At 29.3% G+C, this 16,928-nt stretch carries 17 protein-coding genes; 4 read left to right on the top strand and 13 right to left on the bottom strand.

The genetic code is table 11. From position 1 onward, the window contains the following. Positions 1 to 233: 233 nt before the first annotated feature. Positions 234 to 1,604, top strand: coding sequence for an MATE family efflux transporter (locus tag FYJ27_RS02820; protein ID WP_154482806.1), 1,371 nt, complete (start codon positions 234 to 236; stop codon positions 1,602 to 1,604). Positions 1,605 to 1,688: 84 nt separating this feature from the next. Here FYJ27_RS02820 and FYJ27_RS02815 read toward each other — a convergent pair whose 3' ends face one another. Beyond that, positions 1,689 to 2,789, bottom strand: a complete 1,101-nt coding sequence (locus tag FYJ27_RS02815; RefSeq protein WP_154482803.1) for a glycerol dehydrogenase — start codon at positions 2,787 to 2,789, stop codon at positions 1,689 to 1,691. Positions 2,790 to 2,984: 195 nt separating this feature from the next. Between FYJ27_RS02815 and FYJ27_RS02810 the strand changes: the two genes are divergently transcribed. Both FYJ27_RS02810 and FYJ27_RS02805 read left to right on the top strand, forming a co-directional pair. Further along, positions 2,985 to 3,689 carry a helix-turn-helix domain-containing protein gene (locus FYJ27_RS02810; RefSeq protein WP_154482800.1) on the top strand — a complete coding sequence of 235 codons (705 nt, stop codon included), beginning with the start codon at positions 2,985 to 2,987 and terminating at the stop codon, positions 3,687 to 3,689. Further along, positions 3,674 to 4,567, top strand: coding sequence for an IS3 family transposase (locus tag FYJ27_RS02805; RefSeq protein ID WP_154482797.1), 894 nt, complete (start codon positions 3,674 to 3,676; stop codon positions 4,565 to 4,567). The genes FYJ27_RS02810 and FYJ27_RS02805 overlap by 16 nt, the downstream gene beginning before the upstream one ends. Before the next feature lie 78 nt (positions 4,568 to 4,645). On the opposite strand, the gene FYJ27_RS02800 is transcribed toward FYJ27_RS02805, so the two are convergent. The 6 genes from FYJ27_RS02800 to FYJ27_RS02775 all read right to left on the bottom strand — a co-directional run bounded on the left by FYJ27_RS02800 (position 4,646) and on the right by FYJ27_RS02775 (position 9,862). Continuing rightward, complete coding sequence (locus FYJ27_RS02800) at positions 4,646 to 5,521, bottom strand: pyridoxamine kinase (RefSeq protein ID WP_154482794.1); 876 nt, start codon at positions 5,519 to 5,521, stop codon at positions 4,646 to 4,648. Positions 5,522 to 5,535: 14 nt separating this feature from the next. Beyond that, on the bottom strand, positions 5,536 to 6,468 hold the full coding sequence (locus FYJ27_RS02795; RefSeq protein WP_268234864.1) for a radical SAM protein: 933 nt from the start codon (positions 6,466 to 6,468) through the stop codon (positions 5,536 to 5,538). Between the two features lie 183 nt (positions 6,469 to 6,651). Beyond that, positions 6,652 to 7,023 (bottom strand): DUF134 domain-containing protein, encoded by a 372-nt coding sequence (locus tag FYJ27_RS02790; protein ID WP_154482788.1) that lies wholly within the window; start codon positions 7,021 to 7,023, stop codon positions 6,652 to 6,654. Between the two features lie 18 nt (positions 7,024 to 7,041). After that, positions 7,042 to 7,512, bottom strand: a complete 471-nt coding sequence (locus tag FYJ27_RS02785; protein WP_154482785.1) for a Fur family transcriptional regulator — start codon at positions 7,510 to 7,512, stop codon at positions 7,042 to 7,044. A gap of 84 nt (positions 7,513 to 7,596) precedes the next feature. Continuing rightward, positions 7,597 to 7,839 carry a DUF5320 domain-containing protein gene (locus FYJ27_RS02780; RefSeq protein ID WP_154482782.1) on the bottom strand — a complete coding sequence of 81 codons (243 nt, stop codon included), beginning with the start codon at positions 7,837 to 7,839 and terminating at the stop codon, positions 7,597 to 7,599. A gap of 262 nt (positions 7,840 to 8,101) precedes the next feature. Further along, on the bottom strand, positions 8,102 to 9,862 hold the full coding sequence (locus tag FYJ27_RS02775; RefSeq protein ID WP_154482779.1) for a DUF4153 domain-containing protein: 1,761 nt from the start codon (positions 9,860 to 9,862) through the stop codon (positions 8,102 to 8,104). Between the two features lie 172 nt (positions 9,863 to 10,034). Here FYJ27_RS02775 and FYJ27_RS02770 point away from each other — a divergent pair, with 172 nt between their 5' ends. Then, positions 10,035 to 11,963, top strand: coding sequence for an amidohydrolase family protein (locus FYJ27_RS02770; protein ID WP_154482776.1), 1,929 nt, complete (start codon positions 10,035 to 10,037; stop codon positions 11,961 to 11,963). 43 nt (positions 11,964 to 12,006) lie between these two features. Here the strand turns inward: FYJ27_RS02770 and FYJ27_RS02765 are convergent, their stop codons facing one another. From FYJ27_RS02765 to FYJ27_RS02740, 6 genes are all read right to left on the bottom strand, one after another. Beyond that, positions 12,007 to 12,756 (bottom strand): peptidylprolyl isomerase, encoded by a 750-nt coding sequence (locus FYJ27_RS02765; protein WP_154482773.1) that lies wholly within the window; start codon positions 12,754 to 12,756, stop codon positions 12,007 to 12,009. Between the two features lie 56 nt (positions 12,757 to 12,812). Further along, entirely contained in the window at positions 12,813 to 13,154 is a 342-nt protein-coding gene (locus FYJ27_RS02760) for a thioredoxin family protein (protein ID WP_154482770.1), read from the bottom strand. 71 nt (positions 13,155 to 13,225) lie between these two features. Beyond that, positions 13,226 to 13,372 (bottom strand): hypothetical protein, encoded by a 147-nt coding sequence (locus tag FYJ27_RS02755; protein ID WP_154482767.1) that lies wholly within the window; start codon positions 13,370 to 13,372, stop codon positions 13,226 to 13,228. A 128-nt stretch (positions 13,373 to 13,500) separates the two neighbouring features. Further along, on the bottom strand, positions 13,501 to 14,097 hold the full coding sequence (locus FYJ27_RS02750) for a peptidylprolyl isomerase (RefSeq protein ID WP_154482764.1): 597 nt from the start codon (positions 14,095 to 14,097) through the stop codon (positions 13,501 to 13,503). A gap of 92 nt (positions 14,098 to 14,189) precedes the next feature. After that, positions 14,190 to 15,365 carry an iron-containing alcohol dehydrogenase gene (locus tag FYJ27_RS02745; RefSeq protein ID WP_154482761.1) on the bottom strand — a complete coding sequence of 392 codons (1,176 nt, stop codon included), beginning with the start codon at positions 15,363 to 15,365 and terminating at the stop codon, positions 14,190 to 14,192. Positions 15,366 to 15,461: 96 nt separating this feature from the next. Continuing rightward, complete coding sequence (locus FYJ27_RS02740) at positions 15,462 to 16,823, bottom strand: MATE family efflux transporter (protein ID WP_154482758.1); 1,362 nt, start codon at positions 16,821 to 16,823, stop codon at positions 15,462 to 15,464. Positions 16,824 to 16,928 lie beyond the last annotated feature (105 nt).

The raw sequence follows: 16,928 nt of genomic DNA, 5'->3' as shown, positions 1-16,928 counted from the left end.
GTACATATGGGTTCCTGCAATCAAGATTTTAATTGACTAAGTTAAATCGAAAAATATAGCACCAATCCTTACGAAAATTGGTGCTAATAATTTAATATTTATGGGACATTTTTAAAAGTGCTTGACAGTATATATTTTTTTAAAAACCTATTATTGACAATAAATTAAAAATAAATATACTATATATTATATAGGATACTTAGAGTGTCTAAATAATTTTAGGTGGTGAGTAAATGGCCCAAACCAGTGATGAATTACTTACAGGTGATTTACGGAAAAATCTTTTAAAAGTCTCTGTCCCTACTATGTTTGGATTTGTGCTCCAAGCAGTATACGATATTGTAGATATGATATGGATAGGACGTATATCTTCTTCAGCTGTAGCTGGTGTTACAATTTTTTCCACTGTCTTTTGGATAGTATCAGTTTTAAATGAAATAATAGGTTCTAGTTCCATTTCACTGATTTCTCAAAGTTATGGTAGTGGAGATAATGAAAGAACTGTAAAGGTAGTTGAACAAACCCTTACTTTTAAAGCCTTAGTTGCTATAATAGCCGCAATTATAATGATATTTACATTAAAACCTTTGTTGGGCTTTTTTACTAATGAACCCGAAGTATTAAAGTCTGCCTTAGACTATGGGTACATAAGAATATTTTTTCTACCTATTATGTTTTCTTCTTATTCAGTCAATACCTGCTTACGCTGTTTAGGCGATGCTAAAAGACCAATGTACATAATGATAATAGCCGCAATTATTAATATATTTTTAGATCCATTATTCATGTTTAGCTATTTTCCTGGAACCAATATTCCTGGTCTAAATTTAGGAGCTCTTGGTGCGGCTCTAGCTACAGTTATTTCAACTACAATAGCTTTTTCAATTGGTTTTATTATATTGATTAGGGGAACAGATAAGGTGAAGATAACCCTTAAAGGCCTTTTTACTTTAGATTGGAAAATAGACAAAAAACTTTTAACTATAGGTCTTCCATCAGGTATAGAGGTTCTTTCAAGAAATTTAGCAAGTGTATTTACCTTAAAATTTGTTTCATTGTATGGGACAAATGCCGTTGCTGCTATGGGAATAGGTGGAAGGCTTTTTAATTTTGCCTTTATGCCTATATTTGGAATAGTCATGGGTAGCAGTGCTATAATTGGTCAGTGTTTAGGTGCTGAAAATATAGAAAGAGCAAGGGATACTGCAAGATTTGCTGCATTACTTAATTTTATAATAATGAGTATTATATCTATTGTTGCCATATTGTTCCCCCAACAAGTTATGAAAATCTTTATTGATGATCCAAATGTAATAGAAGTTGGCAAATCTATGATTCAAATTATGATCCCAGCCTTGGCCCTTGGTGGGGCAGCTATGGGACTAGGCTCTGTTTTCCCAGGTTCTGGACACAATATTCCATTCCTTCTATCTAGTTTAATTTCTAGATGGGGAGTTCAGATACCACTACTGTTCCTTGTTACTAGAGTTTTAAATCTATCAGTCTTGTATGTTTGGGGAAGTTTTATTATAGCAGATGCTATTGAAATGATAATAGTATATATAGCTTATAAAAAAGGCACTTGGAAAACTAAAAGGGTTTAAAATAAAAATTAGAATATGCAAAAATATAGAAAGGACCTTCCATTATAAAAGATCCTTTCTATATTTTGAAATTTCTGTAATATACTAAATTAATTCTTTATAATGTTTACCTAAATTATCTGCAGCTATAATAGCATCAAATAACTGATCAGGTGTTACTCCACCAAGTATATAATGTATTGATTCCCCTTCATCACAAGCTGCTTTTGCTGCCTTCATTATTTTTTGCTCATCTATTTCTTTTATTCCTATTTCTTCTAATGTTATAGGCAATCCTATGCTTAAACAAAAATCAATAACATCTTCAATTTCTTCTGTTGGACTACCTTCTAATATAAGTTGTACTAGTGTTCCAAATGCAACTAACCTGCCGTGAGATGTATTTTCACATTCTTCAAGAACTGTAAAACCATTATATATTGAATGGGCTGCAGCAACGCCTCCATTCTCTGCTCCTACTCCGCTTAAATAAGTTGTTGCTTCTACTACTTTTTCCACTGCTGGAGTTACTGTCTTCTTCTCCACTGCGAGTAAAGCTTCATATCCAAATTCTAATAGTGTCTCATAGCATAGCTTTGCAAGTGCGAATCCTGCCTGTGTTATTCCCCCAAAAACTAAATTTGGAGAATTAGATCTTAAACATGCTCTAGCCTCAAAAAATGTACCAAGAGCATCTCCCATTCCATCTACTAAGAATCTTGAAGGAGCGTTTGCTATGACTTTTGTATCTACTATTACTACTTCTGGATTGGTTGGATAAAATAAATACTCACTAAATTTTCCTTCATCTGTATATACAACTGAAAGGGCTGTACATGGAGCATCGGTTGCCGCTACTGTAGGTATTACAACAATTGGTATTTTTTCGAAATGGGCAACTGCTTTTGCAGTATCTATAGTTTTCCCTCCACCTACACCAACTATAACATTACTACCATTTTCTTTAACTAGATCTCTAATTCTATTTATTTCATTCATAGAACTTTCTCCATTAAAAGTTTCAAAAACAAGTTTTACATCAGTTCCCTCAAAACTTTTCTCTATTTTAGGTCTAGTGACTTTCATAGCTGTTTTACTTGCAATAATGTAGAAAGAATCTCCAAACATAGTAGTATGTTCTTTCATTTTCAATATAACATCCTTGTCTTGAACATATCTTGATGGTGCTCTCATTAGCTTTTCCATTTTATAACATCCCCTTCCATTTATATATTTTATTTATACAAATTTAGTATTAGTATACCATATTGGTATATTTATATCAATCTTTTACCCCATAATATGTTAATAAAAAATAAGGCCAGAAAAAATGATATGATACTTCCAAAGTAGACAGTCTAATTAATTAAAATTAGATTATCTACTTGGAGGTATTTTTTTATGGGAAGAAAGCCAAAGTATAGTAAAAAAATAAAAATTAAAGCTTGTGAAGATTATGAGAAAGGCTATGATAGTTTTGGTGGAATTGCTGATGCGATTGGGACTACAAAGGAAGTTGTACGTCGATGGTATATAACATATAAAGAACATGGACCAAGTGCATTTGAAACATCAAATAAAAACCGTTCATATAGCAAAGAGTTTAAGTTATCAGTAATAGAAGAATATACTTTAGGTAATTATTCACTACCAGACTTATCTGCTAAATATAACATTTCCGCGGGAGTAATTAATAATTGGATTAACAAATGGTATAATGGTATAGAAATAAATGCTTATGATCCTAAAGGAGATGTCTATACCATGAAATCTAGAAAAACTACATTTGAAGAGAGATTAAAAATAGTAAAATGGGTTATTGAAAATGATATGAGCTATAAAGATGCGGCTGATAAGTATGCAATTACTTATGCACTTGTATATAAATGGACAAGGGCATATATAAACAAAGGACCAGAAGCTTTAAAATATCAAAAGCGTGGACCAAAGCCAAAGTCAGAAATTGATGAAAGTAATTTAACTGAAGTTGAAAAACTAAAGCTTGAACTTGAAAAAGAAAAAGCATTAAGAAAAAGAAGAGAATTTGAAATTGAAGTTCTTAAAAAAAAAGAGGAATTCGAAAGAAAGCTTTGCTCTCCAAAGTAAGACAGGAAGCAGAATACAAAACAGTAGATTTTTTTAAAGATAAAGGTTATCCAGTAACCAAACTATGTGAGGTTCTAAATATTTCAAGAAGTGGATACTATAAATATAAAAATAGAGTCAAACCTGAAAAAGAAAAGCAAGATGAATTGATATGCTCATTAATTAATGAATATCATTCAACATTTGACGGAATTTTAGGGTATAGAAGGATGACCATGTTCATTAATAAACTAAATCATAAATCATTTTCAGAAGGATATATACATAGGCTTATGAATGTTTTAGGTATTACAGCTAGAATTAGAATAAAGAAAGTTAATCGCATTAGAGTAAAGCCGGAGTATACAAAGGAAAATATATTAGCAAGAGATTTCACAGCTAAGGCTCCTAATGAGAAATGGCTAACAGATGTAACTGAATTTTCAATTCCTGGAGATAATAGAAAGCTTTATTTAAGCCCAATTATGGATCTTTATGATAATAGCATTATTGAATATAAACTTTCCTTTAGGAACAATAATAATCTTGTATTTAGCATGTTTGATAAAGCAATACAAAAATATCCTGATGCAAAGCCAATATTTCATAGTGATAGAGGGTTTCAGTATACGAGCAATATTTTTAAAAGTAAGATTGAAAAAGCTGGAATGACCCAAAGTATGTCCAGAGTTGGTAAATGCATAGATAATGGTCCTATGGAAGGATTTTTTGGTATATTAAAGACTGAAATGTTTTACGGTAAGAAGTTTAAATCACTTGAAGAATTAAAAGGTAAAATAGCTGAATATATTAAATTTTACAATGAAGAAAGATTTCAAAAAAGACTAGGATGCATGGCTCCTTTAGAATATAGAAACCATGCATCCAAATGTGTATAATATTTTAATTAAATTACCTGTCTACTTGACAAGGGTCAGTTCAAAAAATCTGACCTTGTTTTTTATTTATATTTAATTTTATTCAAGCAATTCATAGTTGCTGTTTATCATTGGCATCTTTAATTTATCGAGGACTTTTTCTAATAAGATTCCTTCCCTTGCTGGATATGTGAAACCAAAGCTTTCTCTGATTCCCAATGCAATAAATTTTACACTTCTATCTAATGCTATAGGCAAACTGTCCCCATTTAGCAAACTACCTATTAAAACACTAGTAAATGTATCTCCAGTTCCAGGAAAATCTGATGGAATATATTTACCTCCTATTTTCCAAAATTTATTATTTTCTTTATCATATGCAAAGACATCTATATTATCTGTTATATGAGGATCTGGAACAGATGTTATTACAACTATTTCAGGTCCCATATTAGATAAATCTACTAACATTTTTTTAATCTGATCTTCTTCAATATTTTTAGTATATTCTTTTCCAAGCAAATATGCAGCTTCTGTAAGATTGGGCGTGATTATATCTGCTTTTCTTATTAAATCCCTCATCTTATGAACCATATTTTCATCTATAGTAGTATAAAATTTACCATTGTCTCCCATAACAGGATCTACAACTACCATATTTGAATCAGTCTTAAAAACTTCTATAAAATCTAATATTATATCGGCTTGTCTTGCAGAGCCTAAAAATCCACTATATATACAGTCAAATTTTATATCTACCTTTTTCCAATGATTCATATAATCTTCCATTGAATCTGTTAAATCTACAAAGGAAAAATCTTTAAATCCCCCAGTATGACTTGACAGTACTGCTGTAGGAAAAGGACATACTTGAATACCCATAGATGAAAGTATTGGTATAATTGCTGTAAGTGAAGCTCTACCATATCCAGATAGATCGTGAATAGCTGCAATTTTTTTTACAGGATTTTTCATGATTGTTTCTCCTTTCATTTCAATCTATATGTATAGTAATCTTTATAATTTACTACTTCTATTTTTGAATCATTGGATAGTCTATTTAAAAATCCTTCTATATCTTCTTCTCCTCTTTTATCTAGAAAAGATTTTATTTCAAATTGATTCATAGGATGTCTTTTTATAATACTTAGAACTGCTTCATAATTATCTTCAACTTCACTATAAAATCCTTCAGAGGATAATTCATCTATAGATATACCTCCTAGTATTGATACAGCTTCTTTAATAGATTCCTTTGATGGCTGTTCTACAGACTTTTCAGCTGGTGGTCTTACTGGAGAGTTAATATACAACCTATGGTAGCTTATTGTATCAAGTAATTTTTTAAAATCTAAGAAAAATTCTCTATTATCATTAAGGTCTTTTATAATCATTGTTTCAATCCATAATTGGCCATCATACTCTTTAGAAAAAATTCTTAATCCTTCAACTATTTCATCAAACTTTATACTTCCATGGGGTCTATTTATTTTTTTAAACATTTTCTCATCACAGCCATCTAGTGAAGGAAGTACTATATCTGCATTTTTCAATTCTTTTCTTACTGAACTATCTGACATTAGTCCCCCATTTGTTATGACTGCTATAGGCTTGTCTGTAAGAAGTTTTAATTCTTTAATTAAAATACCTAATTTAGAATATAGGGTAGGCTCACCTTCCCCTACTATTGTAACTACATCAAAATCAATATCATCTTTTAAATATAACTTAAACTCTTCAATTATTTCATTACAATTAAAATACTCTTCCCTTTCATTTCCCATGTTTCTTGTTCTTCCTAATTGACAATATGTACAAGAATAATTGCAATGACCTTTAGCTATAGGACTTATACCTATGGAAAGTCCCATTCTCCTTGAAGGAACAGGTCCAAAAATATATTTAAAATTTTCCAAAATCATCACCTCTAGAAATAAAGTATCTACTTAAAATGTATTTTGTATCGGTTTACTTTTAACTGTATCTTTTATACCTATATTATATAAACACAGTTTTTTATTGTCAATGTGAATATATCTATACTTTATAACCATTAATACATAAAATGGATATAATAAAATGTTTTATTATATCCATTCATAGTATTAGTCAATGTGCTGAGATCCATTTCTTCTATGTCTGTGCCTTCCTCCAAAACATGGAGAACATTTTTTATGATTGGCATCACATAGTACATAGTCTCCACCTTCAATTTTTAATATTTTTCCATTAATCAAACTATCTGCAATTTTTTTCTTGGCATTTGAATACATTCTTTGAACTGTGGAACGTGCTACATCCATCCTTTCTGCACACTGTTCTTGTTCAAGGCCTTCCAAATCTATAAGACGAATAACTTCATATTCATCTACTGTTAATAATATAAAATCATCTTGATTAATTGTACCATTCAAAGGTCCAAATACTTTAAAATTAGGCAGACTACATACTCTTCTTCTTTTTCTAGGCCTAGGCATTTTATCACCTACTTTCAGTTAAATATATTTTTTTGTACAATTATTGCATAAACCATGAAACATAATATCAACATCATCTATTTCAATATTATAATTTTTTTCAATTAAATTATTTATCTTTAAATAATTTAAAATTATTTCTTTATCAACAATGTCTTTAATCTTCCCACATTTTTCACATTGGAGATGTATATGAAGAGGTTTTCTTGCATACATTTTTAGCTCATAATAGCTTTTATTATCGACTCTAAATTCTTTTAATATGTCTAAATCTACAAATATATTTATATTCCTATATACTGTTGAGATTCCAATTCCATTATCTTTTAGCATGTCATAAACTTTTTCTGCACTTAAATGATTATTTTTATTTATAATAAATTGAGATAATATTTCTCTTCTTTGATAAGTCATTTTATATCCATTATCTTCTATTAATTTTTTAATCAATAAATAGCTTTCTTTCTCATGTGCATTAAATTCTTTCATAGCATCAACACCTTTTAAAATAATAGAAAATATAACTATTTCTTATGTATCTGAGGAAAATAGAATTCTATTTTCCCCAATATACTACTCTTCTTCGTTTTCTAATGTATCTAGGGCTTTATTTATATACTCAAGTCTTTCCTCAAGTATTACTTTTTCATCTTCAAGAAAAGATTTTTCACTGCCATCTAATCTTCTATTGCAACCTAATCCATATCCTAGTCTTCTTGGTCGTCTATCGTCAAATTTTTCTGTTCCACATCTCCCTAATCCTCTTCCTGTCCTTGGTCCCATGCCTAATGGTCCAGTTCCATTTCTTCCAGCCATTTTAATAGCCTCCTTTTTTAATTTTGGGTTTATGTTCATTATAATTACATTATATATGATTATGGGCATATGTCAATAACATTTTCCTATTCTATATTTTAAAACTAAAAAATAAATTAATATAATAGTTTGAAAATATACTTAAATTAGTTTATAATTTTAGAGAATAATAAAAAAATTTGAACAAATAAAATATTCAAATTCAAATATAGAATACATTTGCTTAATAATAATGAGTCAAGGAAAAATCCTTGACTCATTATTACTTGATTTTAAGGACAATATCTAGTCCTATATCATTTATATTTTCAATAAGCCCCTCACCACTACTTTCCAAAGAAATATTATTAAATATAAATTTAATCTTTACTTTTTCATTTTCATCTTCAAATGTCATGTCTTCAATGTTTATCTCACTATTATCTAATTCATTGTTATACTTATTAAATATAATTTTTATAAATTCTTCTATATTTTTTTCATAGATTATATCTTCGCCATCTTTTATTTTTAACACATGGTTATATACTGTACAATTGATTTTTTCTGATATTTTAATTTCTACTCTACTATTAATTAAGTCATTTATACTAACTAAATAATCATAGTCTTTTATTTCAATAGTCTTTTCTAATTTATCGCTAGCAAAGTAATGATATTTTTTCCCATAGCCATTTTCAGCGAAAGTATAAGGAAAACCAAAAACCTCTGTCATATCATCTGTTTCAAAATTATTAGGAAGATATTTTACATTATTTAAACTATGTTTATCCTTAAAATATGATAAAATCATGCTCATCTCTATTTTGTCTTTTTCTGGTAACTTGGCTTTAGGCTTAACTATCTTCCCATTGTAGAGCATATTATTCTTAACTAATATTTCTTCAAACCTTTTATTCTGGCTATATTTAGATATGGAAAAACTGCTCAATGGTCCGAATACTGCGTTTAAAACTATTATTGAAAGAGATATAGGAATTATTATATTTTTCATTTTTCTTGCTGCTGAAAAATATATCATAATACCTAGAACCCATATTCCTAGAACAAGTACAAAATATCTATTTTCTGTTATACCATATTCTCTTATTCGAATTCCTATAGAGACAAACATCATGAAAATTATTGGAATAATAATCTTTGGAATCCAAAATGTAAAAACTTTAGCCAACTTATTCTTATCTACTAATGGATGAATAAAGAATACTACACCAACTGTTATGACTGAATACCATAAAACCAAGTGGGACACCAAACCCTCTGGCCAGTTTCTAGTTACAATTATCTTTATAAAATAAGCATAAAGTATGGTTGTATATATTGTAATAAGAGGGATTACTATATATAGTAACAGTACTTTGAGAGCTTTAGGATAATCAACTTTTGAAAAGTCATGATTATTATAAGGTATCTTAGCTAAAAACATAGATGGCATAAGAACTATGAATACAATAAGGGCCATATAATAATATATTTTCCATTCTATGTTTATTGAAAAAAGCTTGTCTATAGTAAAAATTATAGCTGAAAATCCAAAATAGATTACTACAGCATAAATAACTGTAAGAAAAAAGTTTCCCAATACCTTTATAATATAGTTTTCATAGTGCTTTTTATTTCCCAACCATGGTATATAGAGAAATCCAAGGTATAAGAAAATGCTTAGTCCTATATATCTTATTATGCTTGTGTCCTTAAAATCATTTAATAAATAAAAATAATATAATACTAAAGCTCCTATTCCTAGAATATAAATAAATACTTCATTTAATTTTTTCATGTCCTTCTTTTCAAATATCAATTTAAAACACAAGGATAATGGTATTCCAAGAGATATTATCATATTGATTCTTTGAATAATTTCAAAAGCTTCTTTACTTAAATTAGATTGATTTTCATTTGTTATAATAAGCATTATAACAAGAAGTATGCATACTCCTATAGTTATAGGAAATCTTTTAGTGCTTTCATATATAGATTTTACACTATCTTTTAAAAAGTTTTTTAATTTTATATTGACCAACCCCTTTCCCTTTATTTAATATTGTTGTGTATATTTTAATTGAAACAAAACAATAATACAAGAAATACTTATTCAAATAGGAAATCCAACTTGTAATCTTAGACATTTTTAAGAATCTCTAGTAAAATAAAAGGTGTGAAGAATTTTTACGCTAGAAAAAGGGGTGAAAGCTATGAGGAATAAACAACAGAGGGGACATGTAATAGCATTTATATTAGTAGGAATTTTAATATTTAACTTATTTCCATTAAATTTATATGCTGAAGGTGAAAATACATATGATATTGTAATTAAAGGTGGTACTATATATAACCCTTCTACAGAGCATGAATTGAAAGGATATAATTTAGGTATTATAGGTGATAAAATAGCAAGAATAACTATGGAAAATATTTCTGGAAAAGAAGAAATAGATGCCAGTGGTCTTGTTGTATCTCCTGGATTCATAGATCTTATATCCTATGATCCTAATCATGTAGGAATTAGATTAAAGGTGCTAGATGGAGTAACTAGCAACTTAGCTATGCATGGTGGCACTGATGATGCTGAAAATTGGTATAGAATCTGGTCTAAAAATAAAGTAATTACTAATTTTGGTGCCTCGTCATTTGTTACTAGACATCGCTGGCCTATTATAGGACAAAATGTAGACGCTACCATTGAAAATGAGGAAGATATTAATAAAATAGTAGAAGATGTTAGAAAAAATATTGAAGCTGGTGCCCTTGGCATATCCTTTAGCTTGGAATATGTACCAGGAGTTAAAAATGAAATAATTCCACTACTCAATTTAGCCAAGGAACTAAATGCTCCTACCTTTTTCCACCTAAGATATTCTGATGAAAAAAATGGACTAAAGGGAATAGAAGAAGTGGTGAACTATGGAAAAAAGACTGGAGCTCCTATACATATTATGCATATTAATAGTACTGGTGGTACTTTTCATATGGATAAAGCACTGGAAATGGTTAATGATGCTAAGAATGAAGGATTAGATATTACAACCTGTGTCTATCCTTATGATTTTTGGGCTACTTATATTGATTCAGCCCGTTTTAGACCTGGATGGCAAGATAGATTTAAAATCAGTTACGAAAATTTGCAAATTGGTGGAACAGATATAAGAATAACTGAAGATACCTTTGATAAATATAGAAGTCAGCATTTGTTAGTAGCTGCTCATGGCTCTTTACCTGAAGATGAACTTATTATGTCTTTAAAAGACCCAGAAATAATGATAGGTAGTGACACTATCATAGAACCTTCTGGAAATAACCACCCAAGAGGTTCTGGTACTTATAGTAGATTATTTGGTAGATACGTACGGGAAAAACAGGTCCTATCTATGATGGATGCTATAAAAAAGACATCCTATTTACCTGCAAAAAGAATGGAAGATATTGCACCTTCCATGAAAAATAAAGGTAGGATTGAAGTCGGCTCCGATGCAGATATTACTATATTTAATCCTGATACAATAATAGATAAAAGTACTGTTAAAGAATCAGATATGCCCTCTGAAGGGGTGGAATATGTTATTGTAAATGGTGTAGTAGTAAAAAATAGTGATGGAATAGTAGAAGGAGTCTATCCAGGGAGACCTATTAAATCATATTTTGCTGGTGGTATTCCTGAAAATAAACCTATAGACTTTAGTTTGAACATCAATGATAAAGCAGGAGATTTAAAAAATGTATATAAAGTCAATGATGAAACTTATATATCAATAAAAGAGCTTTCAACGGCTTTAGACTTAAATATTAAAGATGATAAAGACGGCAATATAAATTTAAATGACTCTTTAAATATTAAAATAGGGAATAGGAAAGCAGTCTTAAAAAATAAAGATATAAATTTAAAAACTGAGCCAATTATATATAAAGGTAATGTATATATTAACTCTTCAGATTTGGATACTATACTAAATGATAAATACAATATTGACATTTCGAATAATACAGTTTCTTTAAAATATAAGGAGGAGGAAAGTTCAGAAAAGCCTTCAACTTCTGATAATAATAAAAAAACCTATCTAGGTATATCAGCTTTTTCAATACTACTTATTGCCTTTGTCTTAACTCTTGATAAAAACAAAAAGTAGAAAAAATTCGCCTTAATTATATAAGGCGAATTTTCATATTTTATTAAAGGTTTATTTTTACTTCGTATTTGTTTCTTAGTTCTTCAGTTTTATTTAAATATTTTTCTTGTTGTTTCATAGCAACAATTTGTTGTGAAATTTGGTCTTTAACTTCTTCTAAAGTTCTAGTACTTGATTCTTTTTTATATTGAACTTTAATTATATGGTATCCAAATTGAGTCTTTACAGGTTCACTTAGTTTACCTTCTTCAATACTGAAAGCTGCTTCTTCAAATTCTGGTACCATCTTGCCTTTAGTAAATTCTCCTAAATCTCCACCATTGTCTTTTGAAGGACAAATAGAATACTTTCTAGCAGCATCTTCAAAAGATAGACCGCCATTTATTTCATCAACTATTTCTTTAGCTTTTTCTTCTTCTTCAACTAGTATATGACTAGCTCTAGCTGATTCTGGCATTTTAAATTGTTCTTTATTGTCTTCATAAAACTTAGATACTTCTCCTTCTGTAGCAGATATATTTGATAAAAGTTTATTTATAGAATATTGTTTTAAAACAAATTCTTTAACTTTCTCTAATTCTGCTTTAAAAGTTTCTTCTTCATCAAGTTTGTTTTCAATAGCATCTAGATACATAACTTCTTGGTTCACTAGCTCGTCTACTACTTTTTTTATACCATCTGGTGATTGAAATTGCATAGCAACTTGTGGTCCTAATCCATTTATAAAAGTATGTACCTCTTGTTCTGTAATTTCCTTGCCATTTACTGTTGCCAATACTTTATTTTCTTCCATAATTTAAATTCTCCTTTATTGTTTATTCGTCATAATTTTACTGCATATAAAACGTATCATATAGGATTTTCATTGTCAAATAACAAATTATAATATCTTAAAATTTTGTTGTCTATATCCTGTATGCTAATATGTCTAGCTTCTCTTATAGTCTCTTTTCCTTCAATGAATAAAAGTATAGCAGGAATAGTAAAAATATTATAACTGGCTGCTATCTTTAAAGATTTTTCCACATCAACTTTAAGGCTTTTTATTTTAGGATATTTTTTAAGAATTTCTTCCACCTTTGGTTGCATATCAGTACATACGCCACAATTATTGCTTCCAAAATAGAGCAATACTATTTTATTTTCATTTATTAACTCTTTTATAACTTCATTTGAATCAACAATATCCATTTTATAACCTCCTTTTAGCAATTATAAAACCTTCTACCCATTTTTAGAAAAGTAGAAGGTTTTAAAAATATCTATATACTACAAGGACTATAACCACAAGCTGGACAAACAAAACATCCACCAGATGGAGCCATCATACTTCCACATTCTGGACATGTATTTTTATTATTTCTTCTAATATTCTTAACTTTTTTTACTTTTGATTTAGCTTTAACCACACTATATTCCCCTTTCAAGTTTAAACTGTACTATATATTGTATATTATTTCAAATACCCTATCAACTCTATTTTAAACTTTTATAAAAAAAGTCTCAGATATTATTTTCTGAGACTTTTATATCTATATTAATATTCAACTATATTTACTCTCTCCATTACTACTGGCTCTATTGGTCTGTCATTCATATCTGTATCTACCTTTGCAATTTTATCTACTATATCCATTCCTTCAAAGACCTGACCAAATACTGTATGTCTACCATCTAGCCAATAAGTACCTCCAACTTTTTCATAATTTTCTATTACAAAATCAGGATAACCATTCTCTTCTCCTAATTCTTTCATCTGTTTTATAATATCTTTGTCTACTTTGGAGTTTTGTACTATAAAAAATTGGCTTCCATTTGTATTGGGACCTCTATTGGCCATAGACAAAGCACCTTTAAAATTTCTATAGTTTAAATCAAACTCATCTTCAAAAGGACTACCCCATATACTTTCTCCACCTGCTCCTGTTCCCTCTGGATCTCCTCCTTGAATCATAAAATCTTCAATAACTCTATGGAAAGTAACACCATTATAATAATCATTCTTTGCATGAGTTTTAAAATTTTCTACTGCCTTTGGTGCTACATTTGGAAAAAACTTTATTTTTATAGTCCCATAGTTTGTTACTATTTCTCCTATTTCTTCACCTTTTTTCGGTAAATCAGTAAGTTGCATTTAATTTTCCTCCTCACTTTAATTTCATATATGTTCTATTATATCCAATGAAATCCTATTATTACAGAGTTTTTTTATATAGTACAGAAATACTATAAAGAAGCCATATATATATTTAAGACATCTTCATATGTAAGAGGTTTAAAAGAACCTACTGTACCTTTATTGTGATCAACAGCCGCTTTAGCCATTTTTTCTAAGTTTTCTTTTCCAATGCCCACTTCTTTCAAAGTAGATGGAAGTCCCAATGAATTAAAATATTCTCTAGTCTTATCTATAGCTTCATTAGCTATAACATAGTCACTTTTATTTTCATCTATACCCCATATATTAACACCATATTCTACAAATTTATATACATTTTCGTCATCTAAAACATGTCTCATCCAATTAGGATATAGTATTGCAAGACCTACTCCATGTGTAATATCATAATAGGCACTCAGTTCATGTTCTATGGCATGAACGCTCCATCTGAAATCTTTCCCTTTACCATAACCTAATAGTCCGTTTATTGCAAGACTTGAAGCCCACATTATATTGCTTCTTGCTTCATAGTTTTCAGGTTCATCTATAGCTATCTTTCCGTATTTTATACAGGTTTTCAAAAGTGCTTCTGCCATTCTATCTTGTAAATAAGCCTCTTTTGTCCTACTAAAGTAGGATTCAAATATATGGCTCATAATATCTGCTACTCCTGCTGCTGTTTGACTCTTTGGAACTGTAAAAGTATATGTTGGATCTAGTATTGAAAATTTAGGAGCCATACTTGGATGACCTACACTTAACTTTTGATTTGTTTCCATATTAGTAATTACTGCGCCAGCATCCATTTCTGAACCTGTAGCAGATAATGTAAGTATCGCACCTAATGGAAGAGCTTTTTCTACTTTTGCTTTTTTAATTAAAAAATCCCAAGGATCTCCCTCATAATAATAGCCTGCAGCTATAACTTTTGCACAATCTATAGAACTGCCCCCACCTATAGGTAATATAAAATCTATACCTTCTTCTCTACAGATTTTTATTCCTTCTCTTACACTTGTTATTCTAGGATTAGGATCTACACCTGCCAATTCCCAATATTCTATATTATTACTTTTAAGTATATTTACTACTTCATCATATATACCAGTCTTTTTTATACTCCCTTTGCCATAAACAAGGAGAACTTTTGAACCATATTTTTTTATTTCATTACCTAGTACTTCTATCTGTCCATCTCCAAAAAATATTTTTGTTGGAATAGAATAATTAAAGTTTAGCATATTGCCAACTCCTTTCTAGATATTTAAACAGTATCTATAATATATTACCCTATTTTTTAAATACAAAACTCCCTTTATCTAAAAGGGAGTAACTTTTTAAGCGCTTATAACTTTTTCTTGCCAATTTTTCTTCTTATAAATAAATATTCCATATAAACATATTATTAAATTACTAAAACTCATGGAAAACCATATTCCTGTAGGACCTGCCTTTGTAAAATGCTTAAATATAAGTATCATAGGAAGTCTTACAAACCAAAGTCTGCCTACCTCCATTGACATAGAATACTTAGTATGACCTGACCCCTGGAATATTCCTTGAAGTACACTAAAAATCCCCATAAGTGGCATAGAAAAAGAAATATATCTAAGATAATTAATTCCTTGGGATATAACTTCTTTATCATCCTTTGAACGTATAAAAAAATTAATTATTTCATTATCTTTCCATAATATAAATAAAAGTCCTACCAGCGAAAAAGAAATCGTTAATATAAGTGATTTTTTAAATGCTTCTCTCACCCTGTCTAACTGATCTGCACCTATATTTTGTCCTACAATAGAAGTTAGTGCAGCTCCAATCCCCATAGCCGGCTGTGATATAAGTGAAGTAATTCTATTGACCATTCCAAAAGCAGCTATAGTAGCCGTTCCATAAGAAGCTATAAAACCATTAAGAACCATAAAACCCAGTGCTGATCCAGACTGCCCTAAAGAAGCAGGTAGTGATATATTTAAAATTCTTTTTATTATATTTTTATCAAATTTAAAATTTTTAAAACTTGGTTTAATTGTCTTTGAATGTTTTAACAATATGTATATACTAGCTAAAGCTAAGAAAACCCTTGAAATTATTGTTGCAATAGCAGCTCCTGCAATTCCCTTATTAAAATTAAATATGAAAATAGGATCTAATACTATATTCATTATGGCACTAATACCACTAATTATAGTTGGTAAAAGAGTATTTCCTTGAGCGTTCATAATAGAATTAAAATTAAAAAATAAAAACATAAAAGGTAAATCTATAAAACTTAATCTTAAATATATATTACTATATTCAGCTAAATCACCTTTCCCTCCCATTAACTTAATTACAAGAGGTGTTATTACATATCCAATGATAGTAAAACAAATAGCAGCTAATACAGATATTGCAATAAGTTGGCTAGAATATTTATTAGCTTCTTCTTCTTTTGAAGCTCCTATCAATTGTGACAAAATAGAAGTTCCAGCTACAGAAAGTCCTATTCCTATAGATATAAATAAATATAGTACTGGCCAAACAAAAGCTGTGGCTGCAAACTGGACTGAACCTAATTTACTTACCCACATTCCATCTACTAGATTATAAAGAGTTTGAATTAAATTGTTAATCATAATAGGTAATGATAGCGTAATAATTACCTTATACAAATTTCCCTTGAGCATAAGCTCTTTTCTTTGACCCTCTTTCATATAATTCCCCCAATTATAATTTATTTAGATACTCGAAGTAATATTTATATTATATCACTTTTTATTAAAAATTGCTTGGAAAATAATAAAAGACCACCTTCAACA

The sequence above is a fragment of the Anaerosalibacter bizertensis genome (assembly GCF_009696605.1).
Classification (GTDB): Bacteria; Bacillota; Clostridia; order Tissierellales; family Sporanaerobacteraceae; genus Anaerosalibacter; species Anaerosalibacter bizertensis.
Note: the sequence above shows the minus strand (reverse complement) of the source record. Positions and strands in the feature narration are given on the sequence as shown.

What these genes read in the sequence shown, in the direction of transcription:
- FYJ27_RS02770 (WP_154482776.1), top strand. Translation starts at nt 10,035, where the DNA reads ATGAGGAATAAACAACAGAGGGGACATGTAATAGCATTTATATTAGTA.
- FYJ27_RS02740 (WP_154482758.1), bottom strand. Translation starts at nt 16,823, where the DNA reads ATGAAAGAGGGTCAAAGAAAAGAGCTTATGCTCAAGGGAAATTTGTAT.
- FYJ27_RS02795 (WP_268234864.1), bottom strand. Translation starts at nt 6,468, where the DNA reads ATGATTTTGGAAAATTTTAAATATATTTTTGGACCTGTTCCTTCAAGG.
- FYJ27_RS02750 (WP_154482764.1), bottom strand. Translation starts at nt 14,097, where the DNA reads ATGCAACTTACTGATTTACCGAAAAAAGGTGAAGAAATAGGAGAAATA.
- FYJ27_RS02790 (WP_154482788.1), bottom strand. Translation starts at nt 7,023, where the DNA reads ATGCCTAGGCCTAGAAAAAGAAGAAGAGTATGTAGTCTGCCTAATTTT.
- FYJ27_RS02760 (WP_154482770.1), bottom strand. Translation starts at nt 13,154, where the DNA reads ATGGATATTGTTGATTCAAATGAAGTTATAAAAGAGTTAATAAATGAA.
- FYJ27_RS02745 (WP_154482761.1), bottom strand. Translation starts at nt 15,365, where the DNA reads ATGCTAAACTTTAATTATTCTATTCCAACAAAAATATTTTTTGGAGAT.
- FYJ27_RS02785 (WP_154482785.1), bottom strand. Translation starts at nt 7,512, where the DNA reads ATGAAAGAATTTAATGCACATGAGAAAGAAAGCTATTTATTGATTAAA.
- FYJ27_RS02810 (WP_154482800.1), top strand. Translation starts at nt 2,985, where the DNA reads ATGGGAAGAAAGCCAAAGTATAGTAAAAAAATAAAAATTAAAGCTTGT.
- FYJ27_RS02765 (WP_154482773.1), bottom strand. Translation starts at nt 12,756, where the DNA reads ATGGAAGAAAATAAAGTATTGGCAACAGTAAATGGCAAGGAAATTACA.
- FYJ27_RS02820 (WP_154482806.1), top strand. Translation starts at nt 234, where the DNA reads ATGGCCCAAACCAGTGATGAATTACTTACAGGTGATTTACGGAAAAAT.
- FYJ27_RS02815 (WP_154482803.1), bottom strand. Translation starts at nt 2,789, where the DNA reads ATGGAAAAGCTAATGAGAGCACCATCAAGATATGTTCAAGACAAGGAT.
- FYJ27_RS02780 (WP_154482782.1), bottom strand. Translation starts at nt 7,839, where the DNA reads ATGGCTGGAAGAAATGGAACTGGACCATTAGGCATGGGACCAAGGACA.
- FYJ27_RS02800 (WP_154482794.1), bottom strand. Translation starts at nt 5,521, where the DNA reads ATGAAAAATCCTGTAAAAAAAATTGCAGCTATTCACGATCTATCTGGA.